General features: G+C 53.7%; 18 protein-coding genes. 13 read left to right on the forward strand and 5 right to left on the reverse strand.

Annotation, left to right across the window (positions count from 1 at the left end; genetic code table 11):
* Positions 1-255 precede the first annotated feature (255 nt).
* Positions 256-1,299: a TRAP transporter substrate-binding protein gene (locus J4E05_RS07770; protein ID WP_085593833.1), complete on the reverse strand. Its 1,044-nt coding sequence runs from the start codon at positions 1,297-1,299 to the stop codon at positions 256-258.
* Positions 1,300-1,518: 219 nt separating this feature from the next.
* Between J4E05_RS07770 and ehuR the strand changes: the two genes are divergently transcribed.
* The 13 genes from ehuR (at position 1,519) to J4E05_RS07835 (ending at position 14,779) form a co-directional block, all read left to right on the forward strand.
* Positions 1,519-2,916: a MocR-like ectoine utilization transcription factor EhuR gene (gene ehuR / locus J4E05_RS07775; protein ID WP_085593834.1), complete on the forward strand. Its 1,398-nt coding sequence runs from the start codon at positions 1,519-1,521 to the stop codon at positions 2,914-2,916.
* A 151-nt stretch (positions 2,917-3,067) separates the two neighbouring features.
* Entirely contained in the window at positions 3,068-3,652 is a 585-nt protein-coding gene (locus J4E05_RS07780) for a TRAP transporter small permease (protein ID WP_168184954.1), read from the forward strand.
* 15 nt (positions 3,653-3,667) lie between these two features.
* Complete coding sequence (locus J4E05_RS07785) at positions 3,668-4,951, forward strand: TRAP transporter large permease (RefSeq protein WP_085593835.1); 1,284 nt, start codon at positions 3,668-3,670, stop codon at positions 4,949-4,951.
* A 100-nt stretch (positions 4,952-5,051) separates the two neighbouring features.
* On the forward strand, positions 5,052-5,837 hold the full coding sequence (locus tag J4E05_RS07790; RefSeq protein ID WP_349594020.1) for a maleate cis-trans isomerase family protein: 786 nt from the start codon (positions 5,052-5,054) through the stop codon (positions 5,835-5,837).
* Between the two features lie 11 nt (positions 5,838-5,848).
* Complete coding sequence (gene eutB, locus J4E05_RS07795; RefSeq protein ID WP_349594023.1) at positions 5,849-6,871, forward strand: hydroxyectoine utilization dehydratase EutB; 1,023 nt, start codon at positions 5,849-5,851, stop codon at positions 6,869-6,871.
* 2 nt (positions 6,872-6,873) lie between these two features.
* Positions 6,874-7,866, forward strand: a complete 993-nt coding sequence (locus J4E05_RS07800) for a cyclodeaminase (protein ID WP_349594027.1) — start codon at positions 6,874-6,876, stop codon at positions 7,864-7,866.
* Positions 7,867-7,897: 31 nt separating this feature from the next.
* Positions 7,898-9,079, forward strand: a complete 1,182-nt coding sequence (doeA, locus tag J4E05_RS07805; RefSeq protein WP_085593839.1) for an ectoine hydrolase DoeA — start codon at positions 7,898-7,900, stop codon at positions 9,077-9,079.
* Positions 9,080-9,163: 84 nt separating this feature from the next.
* On the forward strand, positions 9,164-10,165 hold the full coding sequence (doeB, locus tag J4E05_RS07810) for a N(2)-acetyl-L-2,4-diaminobutanoate deacetylase DoeB (RefSeq protein ID WP_349594030.1): 1,002 nt from the start codon (positions 9,164-9,166) through the stop codon (positions 10,163-10,165).
* The gene (locus J4E05_RS07815; RefSeq protein WP_349594033.1) at positions 10,162-10,656 is read left to right on the forward strand and encodes an Lrp/AsnC family transcriptional regulator; all 495 of its coding nucleotides are present in this window, start codon (positions 10,162-10,164) and stop codon (positions 10,654-10,656) included. The genes doeB and J4E05_RS07815 overlap by 4 nt, the downstream gene beginning before the upstream one ends.
* Before the next feature lie 363 nt (positions 10,657-11,019).
* Complete coding sequence (locus tag J4E05_RS07820; RefSeq protein ID WP_349594036.1) at positions 11,020-12,408, forward strand: arylsulfotransferase family protein; 1,389 nt, start codon at positions 11,020-11,022, stop codon at positions 12,406-12,408.
* Positions 12,405-12,680 carry a hypothetical protein gene (locus J4E05_RS07825; protein ID WP_349594039.1) on the forward strand — a complete coding sequence of 92 codons (276 nt, stop codon included), beginning with the start codon at positions 12,405-12,407 and terminating at the stop codon, positions 12,678-12,680. Before J4E05_RS07820 ends, J4E05_RS07825 begins: the two co-directional genes overlap by 4 nt.
* Positions 12,681-12,839: 159 nt before the next feature.
* Positions 12,840-13,589 (forward strand): hypothetical protein, encoded by a 750-nt coding sequence (locus J4E05_RS07830; protein WP_085593844.1) that lies wholly within the window; start codon positions 12,840-12,842, stop codon positions 13,587-13,589.
* Positions 13,586-14,779: a sulfotransferase family protein gene (locus J4E05_RS07835; protein WP_349594042.1), complete on the forward strand. Its 1,194-nt coding sequence runs from the start codon at positions 13,586-13,588 to the stop codon at positions 14,777-14,779. The genes J4E05_RS07830 and J4E05_RS07835 overlap by 4 nt, the downstream gene beginning before the upstream one ends.
* Positions 14,780-14,936: 157 nt before the next feature.
* Here J4E05_RS07835 and J4E05_RS07840 read toward each other — a convergent pair whose 3' ends face one another.
* The 4 genes from J4E05_RS07840 to J4E05_RS07855 form a co-directional block, all read right to left on the reverse strand.
* A complete protein-coding gene (locus tag J4E05_RS07840) occupies positions 14,937-15,503 on the reverse strand; it encodes a cysteine hydrolase family protein (RefSeq protein WP_349594045.1) in 567 nt (188 codons plus the stop codon).
* A gap of 205 nt (positions 15,504-15,708) precedes the next feature.
* A complete protein-coding gene (locus tag J4E05_RS07845; protein ID WP_349594048.1) occupies positions 15,709-16,872 on the reverse strand; it encodes a Gfo/Idh/MocA family protein in 1,164 nt (387 codons plus the stop codon).
* A 73-nt stretch (positions 16,873-16,945) separates the two neighbouring features.
* The gene (locus J4E05_RS07850) at positions 16,946-18,004 is read right to left on the reverse strand and encodes a sugar phosphate isomerase/epimerase family protein (protein WP_349594051.1); all 1,059 of its coding nucleotides are present in this window, start codon (positions 18,002-18,004) and stop codon (positions 16,946-16,948) included.
* A 47-nt stretch (positions 18,005-18,051) separates the two neighbouring features.
* Positions 18,052-19,200 (reverse strand): Gfo/Idh/MocA family protein, encoded by a 1,149-nt coding sequence (locus J4E05_RS07855; RefSeq protein WP_349594053.1) that lies wholly within the window; start codon positions 19,198-19,200, stop codon positions 18,052-18,054.
* Positions 19,201-19,204: the final 4 nt, after the last annotated feature.

Consider the following 19,204-nt stretch of genomic DNA (forward strand, 5'->3'; position numbering starts at 1 on the left):
CACGCGACAAAGCGCGCCGCTTTACCGACCGGGATGACACACAGGAAGAATTTTTTGCGGCCATAAACCCCGGCTGAACCAGTCTTGATGGATGAACCTGCAGAGCGAGGTAGCAATGCAAGACTGGAAGCACACCATGGGGCAGCATCGCATTCGGCCCGTCAACTGTAAGCCGCTAAAAAAGGTAAATAAAAACCCCCGCAGAAAACTGCGGGGGTTTGAATGTGACGGTTTTAAACCGCAACTGACAAAGAATTACATCTTGCCCATTTCTTCTTCTTTTTTAGCGATTTCATCGCGCAAATCGCCAAGAACCTGTTTGGTGTCGCCACCAACTTCTTTTACCAGATTGTCGCCAACACTTTTCGATGCAGCTTCAAATTTGGCGCGCTGATCGGCGTCAAGTTTAATGACCTTGATGCTCGGCTTGGCTTTCTTGATTTTATCAAGCGCCTTTTCGTTCAGGTCTGCCTGGGCCTTGAAGATATAATCATCAAGTTCCGATTTTACGTCTTTCAGCAATTCCTTGCGTTCATCCGACAGGCCTTTATAGAAAGCGTCGTTGGTGACCACAGTGGTGGTATATTGCTGCTGACCAGCATAAATCAGATAATCGGTGACTTCGTAAAACTTGGCGCTTTCGATGAAGAAAATCGGGTTCACCTGGGCGTCGATCACGCTGGTTTGCAAACCGGAATACACTTCGCCCCACGGCAATGCGACCGGATCAGCACCAAATGACTTATAGCTGTCAATCAGGATCGGCGAGGTCATCACGCGAAATTTGACACCGTCAAAATCCTTCGGCGTTTCGACTTTTTTCTTCGTGGTCCATACCATTTCCCCTTCGGGATACATGGTATAAAGTTTCAGGCCCTTGCTTTCGAAATCCTTGGAAAGGCCCTTATAAATCGTCGGGCTTTGCGACAGGATTTCCTTATTCACGTCATTGTTTTGCGACAGCAAATAAGGAACGCCGAAGACCTGAATTTCAGGAACAAAGGTGCCAAGATGGCCCGGCGATGCATTCGAAAACTGAATAGCCCCTGAAGCAGTCAGTTCGGTAATATCGTTTTCAGTCCCAAGCTGGCCATAGGTGTAGATGGTGACATCAACATCACCGCCACTTTTTTCCTCGACCAGTTCCTTGAACTTCTGGGCGTATAAATCCTGGACATCGCCCGTGCTTTCTTCGATGGCGAATTTCCATTCCTCCGCATGCACGGTCATTGCCGTACCTGCAACCGCAAAAACAGCTGCGGCAGACAGGGTCGCCTTGAAGAGCTTTGTCAAACTCATTACAGAAGTCTCCCTTGTTGGGCCGCTACAACCCTGCGTCCTCACAAGATCGGCGGCGGTTAGATTGATACGTCGTGTGTTTGAACGTTTGGAGTTTTGAAATGTTCCTGCATCAGGTCAATGAACGTTTTGTGTCATGACAAAAATACAAACGACCCTACCCAAAATACCCTCGGCCATGTTAGGGTGCCGACAAAACGGATGGGTGGAACGAGCAACATGTGGCTACCGACGACAGATCTGAGTGGCGACACAGGCCCTAAATACAAGGCACTGGTCGAAGCAATCATCACGGATATCGAGTCCGGGCGCTTGCGCCACGATGTCCGAATGCCAACACATCGCGATCTGGCATATCATTTGAAAGTCAGCGTTCAAACCGTCAGTGCTGCTTACAAGGAAGTGGAAAGACAGGGTTATTTACGATCCGAGCGACGTCGCGGCACCTTTGTCCAGGCCCGCCTGACGGACCGTGCATCGTCCTTTATCCTTGATAACCGCCAGCCCGACCTGATCGACCTTTCCATTGTTCGTGCCGCCTATACCGATTTTCACAATGACCTGTCACGCCAGATGCACCGTCGCCTGGCCGAAGACCCGCACCACCCGTGGATGGAAAGCTGCCGCCCTGTTGCGGGGTTTGATTACCACCGTGAAGTGGGCGTGAAATGGTTGGCAGGCATGGGTCTTTCCGCCGAACCGTCACAAACAATTGTTACCAATGGGGCCGCCCAGGGCATTTTCATCGCCCTGGCATCCATCGTGCAACCTGATGATGTTGTCCTGACCGAAAGCCTGACCGATCATGGTGTTATCGGCACGGCCAGTGTGCTGCGGTTTAAACTTGGTGCCCTTCCAACCGACGATGAAGGCATCCTGCCTGAAGCATTTGAACGTGAATGCCAGCAACGCGCCATCCGCGCCCTGGTTGTCACCCCGGTTTACACCAACCCGACCAATTGCCTGATGGGGCTGGAACGTCGTAAACGCATCGCCGAAATTGCCAGCCAGCATGGCGTTTACGTAATTGAAGATGATGTTTACCGCCCGCTTCTGGAACAAAACCTGCCGCCGATTACCAGCTTTTTGCCACAACTGGGTTTTCACATTTCCAGCCTGACCAAAATTGTCATGCCGGGCCTTAGAACCGGGTATCTTGTTGTGCCCAAACACCTTTCGATTCGCGCCAGCAGTGTGCTTCGTGTCACCGGATGGATGGGCACCCCCCTGATCGCCGAGATGGGCGCACGCTGGATTGAAGACGGAGTGGTGGCACAGGCCGTGACCGTGCAGCGCGCCCTGATGCGTGAACGACAAAGCCTGGTCGCCGAGATTTTGGGTGATGCCGTTGTACGCCATCACCCGACATCATTGTCGGCCTGGGTCCGCATCCCTGAACACTGGCAAGAGGAATGGTTTGCCTCGGAATTGCGGAAAAACGGGGTCGCTGTGACCATTTCCGACCCGTTCATGACGGTCAAGGTCAAACGCCCGAATGCCATTCGCGTATGTGTTGGCGGTGCCATCGATACACCAAGCCTGCATCGGGGCCTGATGCAGATCCGCCATACCATGGAGCAAATGCCCGGCGTTCACGCGTTCGATGTCATGTATTGATTTTGTCATGACACAAAAATTTCATTGAACCGTTCAATAGCGTTTCTATTCTGACCTTCTGGCGCGAAGCAGACTGATATCTGTGGGAGGGAACCGTTCGTATAGTCACGCGTTCCAAATGAATGTCTCGCACGCGCATCAAGGAGGTCGTATGTCTGGATCGAACGGAGAAGCGCCGGTAGAATCTCGCACGGCGCTATATGTGCTTAGAAAAATCGACGACTGGCTATCGGTCATCGAACGGCAATTGCTCGGCTGGAGCATCATCATCATGGCAATCAACACGGTTGCCAACGTTATTGCCCGGCTGGGTTTCAGTTCCAGCCTGTTTTTTTCCGAAGAACTTAATACCTTCCTGATCATTCTGGTGACCTTTGTCGGCATATCGGAAGCGGCACGAATGGGGCGTCATATTCGCATGTCGGCCTTTTCCGACATGCTGGGACCGGTTGCCAGCAAGGTTCTGATGATCATTGTTACGCTGGGTACAGCAACATTGCTGTTTATTCTGGCATATTATTCCATCGATTATGTGGCCGGACTGATCAAAACCAACCGCCTGACCCCGTCGCTTCGCATTCCGATGTATCTGACGGTTCTTGTCGTGCCCTTCGGTCTGACTGTGACCGGTATCCAGTTCGTTCTTGCTGCCCTGACCAATATATTCAAGCCGGGTGTCCACCTGTCTTACCGGGTCGAGGATACGTATGACGACAACCTTGATACGCATTTGTAAGGGGGCGGGAAAACAATGGATTTAGGTACAACAATTATTGTCGTCATGCTGGGCCTTTTGTTGCTCGGCTTTCCCATGATGGTTCCCCTTGCATCGGCCAGTGTCATCGCCTTTGCGTTTTTCATGCCCATCCCCCATCAGATCATCATTCAGCAAATGGTCAGCGGCATTAGCCCGGTCGCCCTGATCGCGGTGCCGATGTTTATTTTTGCTGCCGATATCGTCACCAAGGGCCACACCGCCAGCCGCCTGATCGACCTTGCCATGACGTTTGTCGGGCATATGCGCGGCGGGCTTGCTGTCACAACGGCTCTTGGTTGCACCCTTTTTGGGGCGGTTTCGGGGTCCACCCAGGCAACCGTGGTGGCCATGGGCGGGCCGCTACGCCCCAAAATGCTGGAAGCTGGCTATAAAGACAGCTTCACCATGGCCTTAATCATTAATGCCAGCGATATCGCCTTTCTGATTCCGCCGTCGATCGGCATGATCGTATTCGGCGTGGTTGGCAAGGTTTCGATTGGCGAATTGTTCATCGCCGGCATTGGCCCGGGCATTTTGATCCTGCTTTTGTTTTCGGCCTATTCGGTCTGGTATGCAAAGGCCAACGATATCCCGACCATTCCACGTCGCACATGGCTGGAACGGGGCAAGGCCGTTATCAATGCCGGCCCGGCCATCATGTTCCCGGTTCTGATTGTCGGCGGGATTTATCTGGGCTGGGTCAGCCCGACCGAGGTAGCCGCCGTTTCGGTGATTTACGCGATCATCCTGGAAGTGCTGATCTTCCGGTCGGTGAAATGGCACGAATTACTGCATATCGCCCGTTCAACCGGCCTGATCACCGCTGTGGTTTTCATTCTGGTGGGTGCTGGCACAACATTTTCGTTTGTCATTTCCTTTGCCCAGATCCCGCAGGCCGTGATTGGCGCGCTGGCGCTTGATAGTGCCGGTCCCTACACCATCCTGTTTGCCATCTCGATTGCCTTTTTCATCGGCTGCATGTTTGTCGACCCGATTGTGGTTATTCTGGTCCTGACGCCCATCTTCATGCCGCTGGTCAATAATGCCGGGATCGACCCTATTCTGGTTGGTACGCTTGTGACCTTGCAGGTGGCTATCGGCTCGGCCACGCCGCCATTTGGCTGTGACATCTTTACCGCCATTGCCATATTCAGGCGACCTTATGCCGAGGTCATCAAAGGGACACCGCCCTTTATCTGCATGTTGCTTTTGGTTGCGGTCTTGCTGATTTTCTTCCCGCAAATTGCAACCTTCCTCCCCGAAACCGCCTTTCGCTAGGCATCCTGCCAGCCCCGGTGCCTGTACCGGGGCTGGTCGGAAAACTGGCAACCCCGGCTTTGGACACAGCGTTATCGTTTTTTGACGGAGCATACCCCCGATGTCAGCCATTACCGACATCACGCCAGAGCTGGTTAATCTAAGCTACAAACCCGACCCGGTTGCCCCGGCAGGCCGGATCGGGTTAATTACCCTGGCAACAGATTTTAACAGCGAAGACGACTTACGCCGTATTTTACCCGCTGATATTGGTCTGTTTACCACCCGCATTGCCAATGCCAACCCGATCACGGTCGATAGCCTGCGCGCAATGGCCGACGATTTGCCACGTGCCGCACGCACCATTTTGCCCGGCTTTGGCGTCGATGTAGCGATTTTTGGCTGTACGTCAGGTACTGCCGTCAATGGATCAGACCGCATCAGTGCCTTGATCCGCGAAGGCCTGCCCGGTTGCAAGGTCACCAATCCGCTTTTGGCATCGCAATATGCGCTGCGTGCCGTTGGCGCAAAAAAAATTGCCATCGCTGCCCCCTATATCCTTGATGTCACCACAACCGTGGCACAGGGCATTGCCCAACAAGGGTTCGAAATAACACGGGTTTTGGGATTTGGCCTTGAAAACGACCCGGATATGACAGCCATTCCGCCCGATGCCTTGCTGGCAGCAGCCTTGCAGGCTAACTCCGACGATGCGGATGCTGTTTTTATATCCTGCACGGCCATTCGGGCGGCAGAAATTGCACAGCGCGCAGAAAAACTGTTGGGCAAACCCGTGATTACCAGCAATCAGGCTTTGATCTGGCATGCCCTGCATCTGATGGACTATCAAAACCCGGTCACAGGCTTTGGCAGCCTGTTTGACCACACGCCACCCACCGCCAGTTAAACGAGGTCGCAATGAAAAAGCCGATAACGCTTGGCGATATCCTTGCCGCCCGCAAACGCATCGCCGGGCATGTCATTCACACGCCACTACGTCCCAGCCAAAGCCTGAGCGACCATGTTGGCACCCCCGTCTGGATCAAATGCGAACATCAGCAATATACCGGCAGCTTTAAGCTGCGTGGTGCTGCAAATGCCGTTTTAAACCTGACAGACGATCAGAAAGCCAAGGGTGTTGTTGGTGTTTCCACCGGCAATTATGGCCGTGCGCTAGCCAATGCGGCGCGTAATGCCGGTGTCCGCGCGGTTATCTGCATGTCGGAACTGGTCCCGAAAAACAAGGTCGAGGGTATTCGTGCGCAGGGCGCTGAAATTTGCATTTCCGGCAAATCCCAGGACGAGGCACAAAAAGAGGTCGACCGTCTGGTAAATGACGATGGCATGACGATGTTGCCGCCGTTCGATCATGCCGACATTATTGCGGGTCAGGGGACCCTGGGCGTCGAGGTGCTGGAACAATTGCCCGATGCCGAAACCCTGCTGGTGCCGCTTTCGGGCGGCGGGCTTCTGGCCGGTGTGGCGCTGGCGGCAAAATCGATCAACCCTGCCATTCGCGTGGTCGGCATTTCGATGGAACGTGGCTGTGCCATGATCGAAAGCCTGCAGGCAGGCAAACCGACATCGGTTCGCGAATGGCCCAGCCTGGCCGATAGCCTGGGCGGTGGCATTGGCGAAAACAACCAGTATACCTTCGATATGTGCGCCGATTTGACCGACGATTTCGTTTTGGTCAACGAGGCCCAAATTGCCGATGGTATTCGGGCCGCCTATGTCGATGACCAGCAAGTGATTGAAGGCGCCGCTGCCGTTGGCATTGCAGCACTGCGCGCCAGATTGATCGACAATCCCGGCAGAACCGTGGTGTTAAGCACGGGTTGCAACATCGATATGGGCCTGCATCGCCGCATTATCGGTGGCGAGGATGTCGACCTTGCAAAAGAGGCCGAACAGGATAGCCCCACCTCAGAGGGAGCATAACCATGCCAACCATCCGTATCCTGACAGAAACAGATTTACGTACTGTCATTTCGCTGGATGTTGACGCAATTGATTGTGTGCAAAACGCTTTTCATGCGCTGGCAACCCAAGATGTCAGAATGCCGCCAATCCTGCGGCTTGATATCGACGATTATAATGGCGAGGTCGATGTCAAAACCGCCTACGTCCCCGGTGTTGACAGCTTTGCCATCAAAATCAGTCCCGGTTTTTTTGACAATCCGAAACTGGGGCTGCCATCTGTCAACGGCCTGATGAACCTGTTTTCCGCCAAAACCGGCCTGCTTGAAGCTGTTATGCTCGATAATGGCTATCTGACCGATATTCGCACGGCCGCAGCAGGAGGTGTTGCCGCCCGCCATCTAGCGCGCGAGAATGCCAAACATGCCACTATTTTTGGCACTGGCGTTCAGGCCCGTTTACAGTTAACTGCGCTAACACTGGTACGCCCCGTAACATCGGCGACCATTTGGGGCCGCGACATTGCCAAGGCGGAAAAAACCGCCCGTGAGCTTAGCCGTGATTTGAACATCGCGGTGCGTGCCACCGATAATGGTGCCGAAGCCTGCGCAAATGCCGATATCATTGTGACAACCACACCGGCGCGAAGCCCCGTTTTACAGGCGGACTGGGTTAAACCCGGCACCCATGTGACGGCAATGGGCTCCGATGCCGAACATAAAAACGAAATTGACCCTGCCCTGATCGGGCAGGCTGATCTTTATGTCTGCGACAGCACCGCACAATGCCGTATTCTTGGCGAACTTCACCATGCCATTGATGCCGGCCTGATCGATGCCAACAGCAGCCAGACGGAACTGGGTCAGGTTATTGCCGGTTCTGCGACGGGGCGCAGCGACGCCCGGCAAATCACGCTTTGCGACCTGACCGGTACAGGTGTCCAGGACACCGCAATCGCCACCCTCGCCCGGCAAAGATGCGATGCATCCGGTGCCGGCACCGAGATCGTTTCCTGATTAGGGCCTTGCCCTGCTTTGGAGGCCTGCAATGAGCCAGGTTGAACTGAATTTCACGCGCGACGAATATGCCGTGCGGCTTGATAAAACCAAAAAAGCCATGGTGGAAAAGGGGATCGATCTGTTGATCGTCACCGATCCGTCAAACATGGCCTGGCTAACCGGTTACGACGGCTGGTCGTTCTATGTGCATCAATGCGTTTTAATCCCGATAGAGGATGATCCGATCTGGTATGGCCGGTCGCAAGATTCCAACGGGGCCAAACGCACCGTTTACATGACGCATGACCGGATCATTCCCTATCCTGACTATTTCGTGCAAAACACGACCCACCATCCGATGGATTATCTGTCGGAAATTATTGAATCGCGTGGGTGGGGCACACGCAATATCGGGGTCGAGCTGGACAACTATTATTTTTCGGCACGTTGCTATCTGCAACTGCAAACCCATTTGCCCAATGCGACCTTCAAGGATGCAACCGCCCTTGTGAACTGGCAACGTGCAGTAAAATCCGAACAGGAAATTTTCTACATGCGCCAGGCGGCGCGCATTGTGGAAAACATGCACGAACGCATTATCGAAATCGTCGAACCGGGCATGAAGAAAAACGAACTCGTCGCCGAAATCTATCGTACCGGCATTGTCGGTGTAGAAGGCATTGGCGGCGATTACCCGGCCATCGTGCCATTATTGCCATCGGGTGTGGATGCCAGCGCCCCCCACCTGACATGGGACGACAAACCGATCCCCAATAATGCCGGCACATTCTTTGAAATTGCCGGTTGCTATAAACGCTATCATGCGCCGCTGTCGCGTACGGTTTATCTTGGCGAACCGGACCAGCGGTTTCTCGATGCCGAAAGTGCGCTGATCGAAGGGTTGCAGGCCGGGCTTGAGGCCGCAAAACCCGGCAATGTTTGCGAAGACATCGCCAAGGCATTTTTTGGTGTATTGCAAAAATTCGGCATCGAAAAAGACAGCCGCTGTGGCTATCCCATCGGCCTTTCCTATCCGCCGGACTGGGGCGAACGCACCATGAGCCTGCGGCACGGAGATCGCACCGTGCTTGAACCTGGCATGACGTTCCATTTCATGCCGGGCCTGTGGTTTGAAGACTGGGGTATTGAAATTACCGAAAGCCTGATGATCACGGAACACGGGTCCAAAACCCTGACCAACTTCCCGCGCCAGCTGTTTGTTAAAAACTAATCTTTTACACAGCACGCACGGACGGATAAACAAGGGTTGCCGAGGGTCGCGGCAACCCTGCATTTTCATTCAAGGATACGGCCAATGACACACGCATCGCCCATTACCCCGACCATCCCGCTAGATACCGACGGGGTTTTTCACGGCTTTTTAAAGCTGCCCTATTCGCGTGACGATTCCGCATGGGGCGCTGTCATGATCCCCATCACTGTCATCAAAAACGGTACAGGCCCCACCGCCCTTTTAACCGGTGGCAATCACGGCGATGAATATGAAGGTCCGGTTTCACTGTTCAAACTGGCCGCCAGCCTTGCCGCCACCGAAATTTCGGGCCGCATCATCATTTTGCCGGCGATGAACTATCCGGCGTTTAAAAATGCCTCACGCACATCGCCCATCGACAAGGGCAACCTTAACCGCACTTTCCCCGGTCGCCCCAATGGCACGGTAACCGAAAAAATTGCCGACTATGTTCTGCGTTATCTGGTGCCCGAGGCTGACCTTGTGCTGGATATGCATTCGGGCGGCAAAACACTGGATTTTGTGCCCTTTGCCGCCGTTCACGTTCTGCCTGATAAAAAACAGGAAGCCGCCTGCGTTGCCGCGATGCAAGCCTTTGGCGCGCCCTATTCGATGATGATGCTGGAACTTGACAGTGTTGGCATGTTTGACACCGTGGTCGAAGAAGCCGGTAAAACCTTTGTCACCACCGAACTGGGCGGCGGCGGATCGACCAGTGCCGAACGGGTTGCCATTGCGGATCGCGGGGTGCGCAATTTACTCATCCATGCCGGTATCGTTTCGGGCGAGATTGAACAACCAGAACAGACCGTCATGCTGGATATGCCCGATGGCACCTGTTTCGTTGCCAGCGAAAATACCGGCCTGTTTGAACCCTGTGTTGATTTGGGCGAAACCGTAAAGGCAGGCGACATTATTGCCCGTATTTACGACACCGAACGCACCGGTGTTCCTGCCACGGTTTATACAGCACCACGCGGCGGCATTTTGGCCTGCCGCCATTTCCCCGGGCTGATCAAAACCGGCGACTGCCTTGCTGTCATTGCTGATGTGGTGCCTGCATGATCCGGTTTGATGAACAGGATCTGAAGATCTTGCTCACGCTGCAACGCGAAGGGCGCATTACCAAGGTCAAACTGGCCGAGGCAGTGAACCTTTCGCCAAGCCCATGCTGGGAACGGTTAAAACGGCTGGAAGATCTGGGCGTGATTTCAGGCTATCATGCCCGGATCAATCTGGAAGAACTGGCCCGCCCTACGCTGGTTATGACGGAAGTCACCCTGCGCCATCATCAGCACGAGGATTTCGCCACCTTTGAACGCGCTGTTCAGGATATCCCCGAAATCATCGAATGTTTTGCCCTGGGCGGCGGCGTTGATTACATGCTGAAAATTCTGTGCCGCGATGTTGATTCCTATCAGCGATTAATCGACCGTTTGTTGATCGCGGGCATCGGGATCGATCGATATTTCACCTATATCGTTACCAAAAAGGTGAAATTCACACCCGATCCCCCGCTAGAATCGCTTATCGATCAGCCCAAACGGCAAAAATAACATCAAACCGGGTATTTTACCCCGGCCCAAAGGCACAAAGCCCTGCAACGCCATTCGCTGGCTGCAGGGCTTTTGTTTTGAGAAATCACCCCGGCGCGCCCTGCAATGCAATATAAGCATATGTCACCATATTTTTTACCGTATTTCAAAAACTTAGGCGTCGATTAAACATCCGGGAATTGCATTGTTTCCATGCAATGCAAATGAAAAAGAACACCCGCGTAAAACGTCGCAAAAATTAAACTATTTGGCGAAATGGGGGCAAAAAGCGGCCAAAAAGCCCTATTTACCCGGTGATTAGCCGTAATATTGCCCAGCGCCGTCATTACCCTTCAAGCATGTAAGAAATCGGAGGTTTTAAGCGTGCCGTCACCTGAAAAAGAAAACCAGACCCCACCCTCATCCGAGGATGACAGTGGCGATCGTGGCTTTTTTGCTGTTTTTGTCGTTGGCATCGCTGCTATCAGCTTTTCCGTGGGCGCCGGTGTTATGCTGGCCGAAGTTCCGCCATCGCAATATCTGCGCAATGCGTGGTCTGCCGGCGTTGCCCTGTGGGAAAAGGAGACCCAGTATAACGATATCGGTCGGCTGGATTTTTGGGCACCCGCGCGCAACGACAAAAAAGGCGTCACCATCTATGATGAAAACAAGGCTGAAAACGGCCTGACGCTGTATTCCTCCGGCGATGGCCCCCATGCCGTCCTGATTGATATGAAGGGCAACATTGTTCATGAATGGAACACGCCCTTTAGCAAAATTTATAACGATAGCTCGCCCATCAAGAACCCGCAAAAAGACGAATATATGCATTGGCATACCGCCAAGATGCAGCCCAATGGCGACCTGATTGTGCAATACACTGCTGCTGGTGATACACCTTACGGTTATGGCCTGGCGCGGATCGACAAGGATTCCAACGTTGTCTGGGGGTATCTGGGCACCGCCCATCATGACTTTTCCGTCGATAAAGACGGCAAGGTTTATGCCCTGACCCAGGAATTTCGCAACAATACATACCAATATCGCAACCAGCTAAAGCCACCCCGGCTGGACGATTTTGCCGTTATTTTATCGCCCGAAGGCAAGGAACTAAAAAAAGTTTCCATCCTCGATGCGATCATTAATTCGCCCTACGACCACCTGATCGATTTTGTACCGTACTATTCCAAGGACGACGTACTGCACACCAATACGATCGAGGTGATTACGGCCGAAACCGCACAAAATTTCCCTTATGGCAAGGAAGGCGATGTTTTGCTGTCCTTCCGCGATCTTGGCATTCTCGCCGTGCTCGATATGGACCAGGAAAAGATTGTCTGGGCCACACGCGGTTCATGGCTGGGCCAGCACGACCCGGACCTGCTGCCCAATGGCGATATCCTTCTGTTTGATAACCAGGGCCAGCTTGACGACCCCGATGCCGGCATGTCGCGAGTCTTGCAGATTGATCCCAAAACCGGCGGCATTACCTGGGAATATGACGGCAGTAAGGACAACTATTTCTATAGCGATATCCGATCCGATCAGGAACGCCTGCCCAATGGCAACACTTTGATCACGGAATCAACGCCTGGACGCCTGTTCGAGGTAAATAAAGATGGCGAAATTGTATGGGAGTTCTATAACCCCATCCGCCGCGATAACCCCGAAAAAGCCGACGAAAAACTGATCCCCATCGTTTCACAGGCCGAGCGCATTTCTGACGACCGCGCCGCGCTGTTTTCTTCCCCCACGAAAGGAGAAGACCAATGAAGCTGACCTTGAAAAATATCACTCTTGCCGGTGCCATCGTCGCATTAGCCCCGCTGCTGACTGCCATGCCAGCCCAGGCCTATGTCGGACCCGGTGCCGGACTTAGCCTGCTCAGCGCGCTTTGGGCCGTAATCGCGGCGGTTGGTGTTGCCATTGGCTTTGTCCTGATGTGGCCGATCCGCAAAATGCTGCGAAACAAACGCCGTAAAAATGCTGCCGGCACCACAACGGCACATGCCAACACGGCCAAGTCTGACCAGCACACGTCATAACCCCTGTCGCCATAAGGCCCCTTATGGCGACAGCATTAGACAAGACTGCGCAACACGGCTTACGCCGTGACAGACAGGTGCCCGCCGATCAAGGGTCTCGTTGGTCAATTTTGATCATCGGAATTTGGTAAAAGCCAACACAGGAATTCGGATAGTCCCATGGGTATTTTTGACTGGCCCGCCCCCGCCTTTGACTGGCTTGATGCCGTATTGGCCGATCAACTAGGCCCGTTAGGCCGGATCATTGCCTGGTCCGTTGTGTGTGCGATTGTTTCCATGGTGCTGTATGCCCTGCTGTCGCCGCAAAACCGGATCAAAAAGGTAAAATCCGACGTCGCAAATTCACGCCAGGCCATGTCCGACGACGATGGCGAGGATTTTGCCGAAGGAATGCGGCTGGCCAAAGCCCAGTTGGGGCATTCGTTAAAACTGGTTGGTGTCATTGTGGTGCCGGCTGTTGTGGCATCCTTGCCCGCCCTTGCCCTGCTGATATGGCTGGACGGGCAATATGGCTATACGTGCCCCATGCCCGGCACCCCCACCACCATTTCGGCCAGCCCGTCTGATGCGCATGTTGAACAAATCGGCACAGGCCCCCTGTCGCAAAATGGTGGCGCCTGCCCGATTGTGCGGGTTTCCACCACCACCGATACCGGCACATCCGACATTGTTGTTCCCCTGCAGGCCGCGGTACCGGTTATCGGCCATCACCAATGGTGGAACACCCTGATCGGCAACCCGGCTGGCTATTTGCCAGACAACACCCCTATCCAGCAAATCCGTTTTGACCTTCCCGCACAGGAAATCATCCATGTTGGTCCCGATTGGGCCCGTGGATGGGAGCTGACCTTCTTTGTCATGCTTATTCTGGTTTCCGTGGCGATAAAAAAAGGATTCCGCATCGAATGAACAAGATGACGCATAGCGACGATAAATCGCCGACCAAAGGTGCCGCTTTTCATGTTTCGGGCTGGGATCACTGGATTAGCGGGCAAATTGCCGATAACCCGGACCGCTGGATCGGATTTGGTAACTTCGATACAAAAATGGCCGCCGATACGATTGCCGATGTCCAAATTGAAAAGCCGGTTTTTGTTGCCGGGCTGGCACGATCCGGCAGTACCATCCTGCTGGAAACCCTGGCAAAACACCCGGCATCGGCGACCCATCGTTATCGCGACTACCCGCCGGTTTTCACGCCCTATCTATGGAACAAATTCGTCGACCTCGCCCCAAAACCCCGCCAGCAGGTTGCAGTTGAACGCACCCATGCCGACGGTATCAATATCACCCCCGAAAGCCCCGAAGCCTTCGAGGAAGTGATCTGGATGGCATTTTTCAAACATCTGCATGATACCAATCACAGCAATGTTCTGGGTGGCGAGGTCAGCAATTCGGCCTTTGAAAACTTCTATCGCGACCATATCCGTAAAATGATCGCCATTCGCGATGGGTCACGCTATGTCTCTAAGGCCAACTACCTGATCACGCGCATGGAATATCTGTTATCGATGTTCCCCGATGCCCGGTTTGTCCTGCCGGTGCGCGACCCGCTTTGGCATATTGCATCGCTTGCCAAACAGCACACCCTGTTTTGCAAGGGTGAGGCGGGCAACCCACGCGCACTGGCCCATATGCAGCGCGTTGGCCATTACGAATTTGGCATGGACCGCCGCCCGATCAATGTTGGCGACACCCACGCCACCCGCCAGATTTCCGCCCTGTGGCAAGAAGGCCGCGAAGTGGAAGGCTGGGCCCAATACTGGGCCAACCTGCATCATTTTCTTGCTGATCGCCTGTCGATCAACGACAAATTGCGTGCGGCAACCCTTGTCGTACGCTACGAGGATTTCGTTGCCGACCCGCGCAACCAGCTTGAGCGCCTGTTCGCCCATGTCGATATGGACAATGCCGGTGCCATCATTGATGAAGTCGCCCCGACCATTCATGCGCCCAGCTATTACCGGCCCAAATTCAGCGATGCCGAAATCACGACAATCCATGAATTAACCGGCATCGCAGCAGCCCGCTTTGGCTATGAAAACCTGGCGGATGACCAGCAACCTGCCGAAACATCGGGCCTTAACAGTTCGCTGTAATAAAATAACCTCTGCCCTGGTTCCAAACGGGGCACAAATCACAAATGCCTGCGCCCGGGTTCCCCGCGCAGGCATTTTTCTGCCTCATATTCACCAATGTTCCCAAGTTCAAAAGCGGACAGAACCACCACGCCCAAGCATGTCGTCTATCGGCCCGTTAAAATGTAATATCCTGTGTCTTCACAACACGAACACAGGCATTTCCGGCGCGAAAATGGTTAAGGGTTTCATTGTGATGACGCACAATATCTTCAAATTTCAGGCTCTGGCTATCGGTCGTTGTATGCCCGTCACCAATCAGGGTGACATCATATCCCAGCGATATCGCACGGCGAATGGTGGTATCAACGCAATATTGGGTCATGCAACCACCCGTCACCAAACGGGTAATTCCGCGGGCCGCTAAAACATCGCCAAGCGTGGTATTAAAAAACGAATCAGCGTTTTTCTTTTCAACAACGATATCGCCGTCTTGTGGTGCCAGTTCCGCACGAATTTCCCATCCGCGCGTGCCCCGTTCCAAAAGATCCCCCGCACCACCATCATGTTGCACGATTATCACGGCAACACCTTTGGCACGGGCCTTTTCCTGCAAGACACGCAATCGGTCAACGGTTTGATCAAACACCGCATTAATCTGTTCGCGGCGCGCGTCTGACATAACAAGCGCATCATCGATCAGTACCGCATTTTGAACATCAATAATCAAAAGTGCCGTGCTCATTGAATAAACCTTTAACAAGGAAAACAGCTACCCGCCATCGGGCGCATGATCATAGACAGATCACCTTTTTGCGCAAACACCAAAATGTATCAAATAATACATTTTATAAAATATTAAGTAAAAATGACCACCTGTTACACATGAAAAAAGGCGGCCCCAGCCGGGACCGCCTTGCATATCTGCCATTTAGCAGGTGCCATATCCCCTAAAGGCTGGTCCAGCTTGCCCCGCGTTCGGATGATGAAACAACCGCTTCAATAAAGCGCATTCCGTTTAATCCTTCGGCAATGCCCGGAACCAGTCCGGCTTCAACATTGGGGATATGCCCTTCAATACGGGCAGAAAGCTGATCGGCGAAATCGGTGTAAAGGGTGGCAAACCCTTCAAGATACCCCTCTGCATGACCAGAAGGCACACGCACGCGGCCCCCCGCCGCACTATTACCCGGCCCACCGCGCGTCATTAAACGCGGCTGAGCATTAAGCGGGCGAAAATGCATATGATTGGGATGTTCCTGCGCCCATTCGATAGACCCTTTATCGCCATAAACCCGCAATTTAAGGCCGTTTTCGTGGCCAACGGCAACCTGGCTTGCCCATAACATGCCTCGCGCACCGTTTTTATAACGCAGCAAAATTTGCACGTTATCGTCCAGCAACCGTCCTTCAACCATGCTCGACAAATCCGCGCATAATTCGGAAATTTCCAGCCCGGTGACGAAATCGGCCAGGTTATGGGCATGGGTCCCAATATCGCCCAGCGCGCCGCCCGGCCCGGCCTTTGCCGGGTCTGCCCGCCAGTTGGCCTGTTTGTTTTCAACCGGTGTTGCCAGCCAGCCCTGCGGGTATTCCACCTGCACCAACCGGATATTGCCCAACTTGCCACCCCGCACCATGTCGCGGGCTTCGCGCACCATCGGGTATGCGGTGTAATTGTGCGTCAGCGCAAATAACAGGCCGGTTTCCTTTATTTTTGCGGCCAGTTCTTCCCCCTCGGCCACACTCATACACAGGGGTTTGTCACAAATAACGTGAATACCGGCATCCAGCATCGCCATTGCAGCGGGAAAATGCAGGTTATTAGGGGTGACAATGGCGCAGGCTTCAATGCCGTCTTCGCGTTCGGCTTCGCGCATCGCCATTTCCCGAAAATCAACATAGGCGCGATCCGGCGCAATATAGCATTCCGCCGCCGATGCCCGGGCGATATCAGGTTTCGACGACAAAGCCCCGGCAACCAGATCATAACGGTTATCCATCCGCGCGGCCAACCGATGCACCGCACCGATAAAGGCCCCTTGCCCGCCGCCAACCATTCCCAGCCGGATCCGACGTGGCGGGGCAGGATAATCGCTCGTGGTTCCAGCCATGTTTCTCTCCTTGTTATTGTTTGCGGTGCTGCTGCCTGCAACATCCTGCATCAATTATTATAATCTACCACCGTTACGACAGGCCCAGCAGACGCCGGTTTGTCGCATCATCTGCACCGCTACCGGCAAAGTCATCAAACGCATGTTCAGTCACACGAATGATATGATCGCGAATAAATTCAGCCCCTTCACGTGCCCCGTCTTCGGGATGTTTTAACGCGCATTCCCATTCCAGCACGGCCCAGCCGTCAAAATCAAGGGCTGTCAGTTTGGAAAAAATGGCACCAAAATCGATCTGCCCGTCACCGAGCGAGCGAAACCGCCCGGCCCGGCCAACCCAGCCCTGATAACCCGAATAAACGCCCTGGCGCCCCGTCGGGTTAAATTCGGCATCCTTGACATGAAACATTTTAATGCGGTCGGCGTAAATGTCGATAAAATCAAGGTAATCAAGTTGCTGAAGCTGAAAATGGCTGGGATCATACAGAATGTTACAGCGTTGATGGCCGTTCAGCCGGTCTAAAAACATCTCGAACGTCGCGCCATCAAACACGTCTTCACCGGGGTGAATTTCATAACAAATATTCACCCCCGCCGCATCGGCCTTATCAAGCAATGGCCGCCAGCGTTTGGCAAGCTCGTCAAATGCAGCCTCGATCAACCCCGCCGGGCGTTGTGGAAACGGATAAAGATAGGGCCACGCCAGTGATCCGGTAAAGGATCCCATTTGGGTCAAGCCAAGATTGGCCGACGCCTGGATCGCCAGTTCAATCTGGCGGACTGCCCATTCCTGCCGTGCCTTGGGATTATTATGTACCGATGGATCGGCAAAGCCGTCAAACAGGGCATCATAAGCCGGGTGGACCGCCACCAGTTGCCCATGCAAATGGGTGGCAATTTCCGTTAAAGATACCCCCGCTTGTGCCAGAACGCCTTTAATCTCGTCGCAATAATCCTTGCTGGTGGCAGCACGTTCCAGGTCAATCAAACGACTGTCCCAGCTTGGTATCTGCACACCTTCATAGCCCAGATCCCCCGCCCATCTGGCAATATTTTCAAGGGTGTTAAAAGGGGCTTCATCGCCCGCAAACTGGGCAAGAAACAGGGCTGGTCCTTTCATTGTCCGCGACATGGGACCTCCTTTATTATTCATATGTATTTCAAGGAAAGAACGCTGTTTTAACCGACATCAAGCAACAGTGCGCGTGCCGCATCCGGCCCCAAAGCTGCCGGTCGGTTACATGTTGTTTCCAAAGTTATAAAACTGCTTGTCTCACCCGAGCGTAAAATCGATGTCATGACATCGATAACGTGCAAGGCAACATCCAGCCCGCAACGATTTTCGCGGTCTTCGACAATGCCAATTGCCATATCCGCCAAACCCGCGGTGCGATAATCGGCCACTTTGCGGCCATCTGGCAAATCGCGGTTTGCAATGCCAAAGGGATGATCCCAATCCACCGGTCCGGCAACAAAATCGCCATTTTTTTCGCTATGCGAAACATTGCCGGCAAAAAAGTTGGGATCAGGCACCAGCAAAGTTCCCTTGTCGCCGTAAAGTTCCATTGGGGCATGGCCGTTTTTCCAAACGTCCCAACTTGCCCCCAGTGTCACAACGGCCCCGCTGGCAAATTCCAATACCGCATGAATGGTGGTGGGGGTTTCTACCGTAATTTTTTCCCCGGACCGGGGTTCGCTGGTAATGATACGTTCCGCTGTCGGCGTGGATGAAATTGCAGCAACCCGCTTTACCGGCCCAATCAGTTGCACCAGATTGGTAATGTAATAAGGCCCCAGGTCCAAAATCGGGCCGCCGCCCGGCTTGAAAAAGAAATCCGGGTTGGGGTGCCAGTGTTCCATCCCGTGGCTCATGACATGGCACGTTCCGCCCACGATATTGCCGACAATTCCCTGATCTACCAGATGACGTGCAAATTGATGTGACCCGCCCAAAAAGGTATCCGGTGCCGAACCAACCCGAAGGCCCCGCGCCTTTGCCATGCGCGCAAGTTCCTGCCCTTGCGCCACATCAAGCACAAAGGGCTTTTCCGAATACACATGCTTTCCTGCGTCAAGCGACTGGCGCGATACTTCGAAATGGGCGGCGGGGATGGTTAAATTTAAAATGATATCGATGTCACTGCTGCCAAGCAGCCCATCAACTGTTTCAGCCCGCACGCCAAATTCTTCGGCGCGCTGGCGGGCTGCATCCTGGTTCAAATCGGCACAGGCGCGTATCTCTATCCCGCGAAAACGGGGCGCCTGGGTTAAATAGGACTGCGAAATATTGCCACAGCCGATTATTCCGACACCTAGGGTCCGGGTCATATTA

Origin of the sequence: Thalassospira sp. NFXS8 (genome assembly GCF_040148805.1) — a bacterium.
GTDB lineage: Bacteria > Pseudomonadota > Alphaproteobacteria > Rhodospirillales > Thalassospiraceae > Thalassospira.

Excerpts from the sequence above, each read along its gene's own strand:
- J4E05_RS07770 (WP_085593833.1), bottom strand. The coding sequence starts at position 1,299 with ATGAGTTTGACAAAGCTCTTCAAGGCGACCCTGTCTGCCGCAGCTGTT.
- ehuR (WP_085593834.1), top strand. The coding sequence starts at position 1,519 with ATGTGGCTACCGACGACAGATCTGAGTGGCGACACAGGCCCTAAATAC.
- J4E05_RS07780 (WP_168184954.1), top strand. The coding sequence starts at position 3,068 with ATGTCTGGATCGAACGGAGAAGCGCCGGTAGAATCTCGCACGGCGCTA.
- J4E05_RS07785 (WP_085593835.1), top strand. The coding sequence starts at position 3,668 with ATGGATTTAGGTACAACAATTATTGTCGTCATGCTGGGCCTTTTGTTG.
- J4E05_RS07790 (WP_349594020.1), top strand. The coding sequence starts at position 5,052 with ATGTCAGCCATTACCGACATCACGCCAGAGCTGGTTAATCTAAGCTAC.
- eutB (WP_349594023.1), top strand. The coding sequence starts at position 5,849 with ATGAAAAAGCCGATAACGCTTGGCGATATCCTTGCCGCCCGCAAACGC.
- J4E05_RS07800 (WP_349594027.1), top strand. The coding sequence starts at position 6,874 with ATGCCAACCATCCGTATCCTGACAGAAACAGATTTACGTACTGTCATT.
- doeA (WP_085593839.1), top strand. The coding sequence starts at position 7,898 with ATGAGCCAGGTTGAACTGAATTTCACGCGCGACGAATATGCCGTGCGG.
- doeB (WP_349594030.1), top strand. The coding sequence starts at position 9,164 with ATGACACACGCATCGCCCATTACCCCGACCATCCCGCTAGATACCGAC.
- J4E05_RS07815 (WP_349594033.1), top strand. The coding sequence starts at position 10,162 with ATGATCCGGTTTGATGAACAGGATCTGAAGATCTTGCTCACGCTGCAA.
- J4E05_RS07825 (WP_349594039.1), top strand. The coding sequence starts at position 12,405 with ATGAAGCTGACCTTGAAAAATATCACTCTTGCCGGTGCCATCGTCGCA.
- J4E05_RS07830 (WP_085593844.1), top strand. The coding sequence starts at position 12,840 with ATGGGTATTTTTGACTGGCCCGCCCCCGCCTTTGACTGGCTTGATGCC.
- J4E05_RS07835 (WP_349594042.1), top strand. The coding sequence starts at position 13,586 with ATGAACAAGATGACGCATAGCGACGATAAATCGCCGACCAAAGGTGCC.
- J4E05_RS07840 (WP_349594045.1), bottom strand. The coding sequence starts at position 15,503 with ATGAGCACGGCACTTTTGATTATTGATGTTCAAAATGCGGTACTGATC.
- J4E05_RS07845 (WP_349594048.1), bottom strand. The coding sequence starts at position 16,872 with ATGGCTGGAACCACGAGCGATTATCCTGCCCCGCCACGTCGGATCCGG.
- J4E05_RS07850 (WP_349594051.1), bottom strand. The coding sequence starts at position 18,004 with ATGTCGCGGACAATGAAAGGACCAGCCCTGTTTCTTGCCCAGTTTGCG.
- J4E05_RS07855 (WP_349594053.1), bottom strand. The coding sequence starts at position 19,200 with ATGACCCGGACCCTAGGTGTCGGAATAATCGGCTGTGGCAATATTTCG.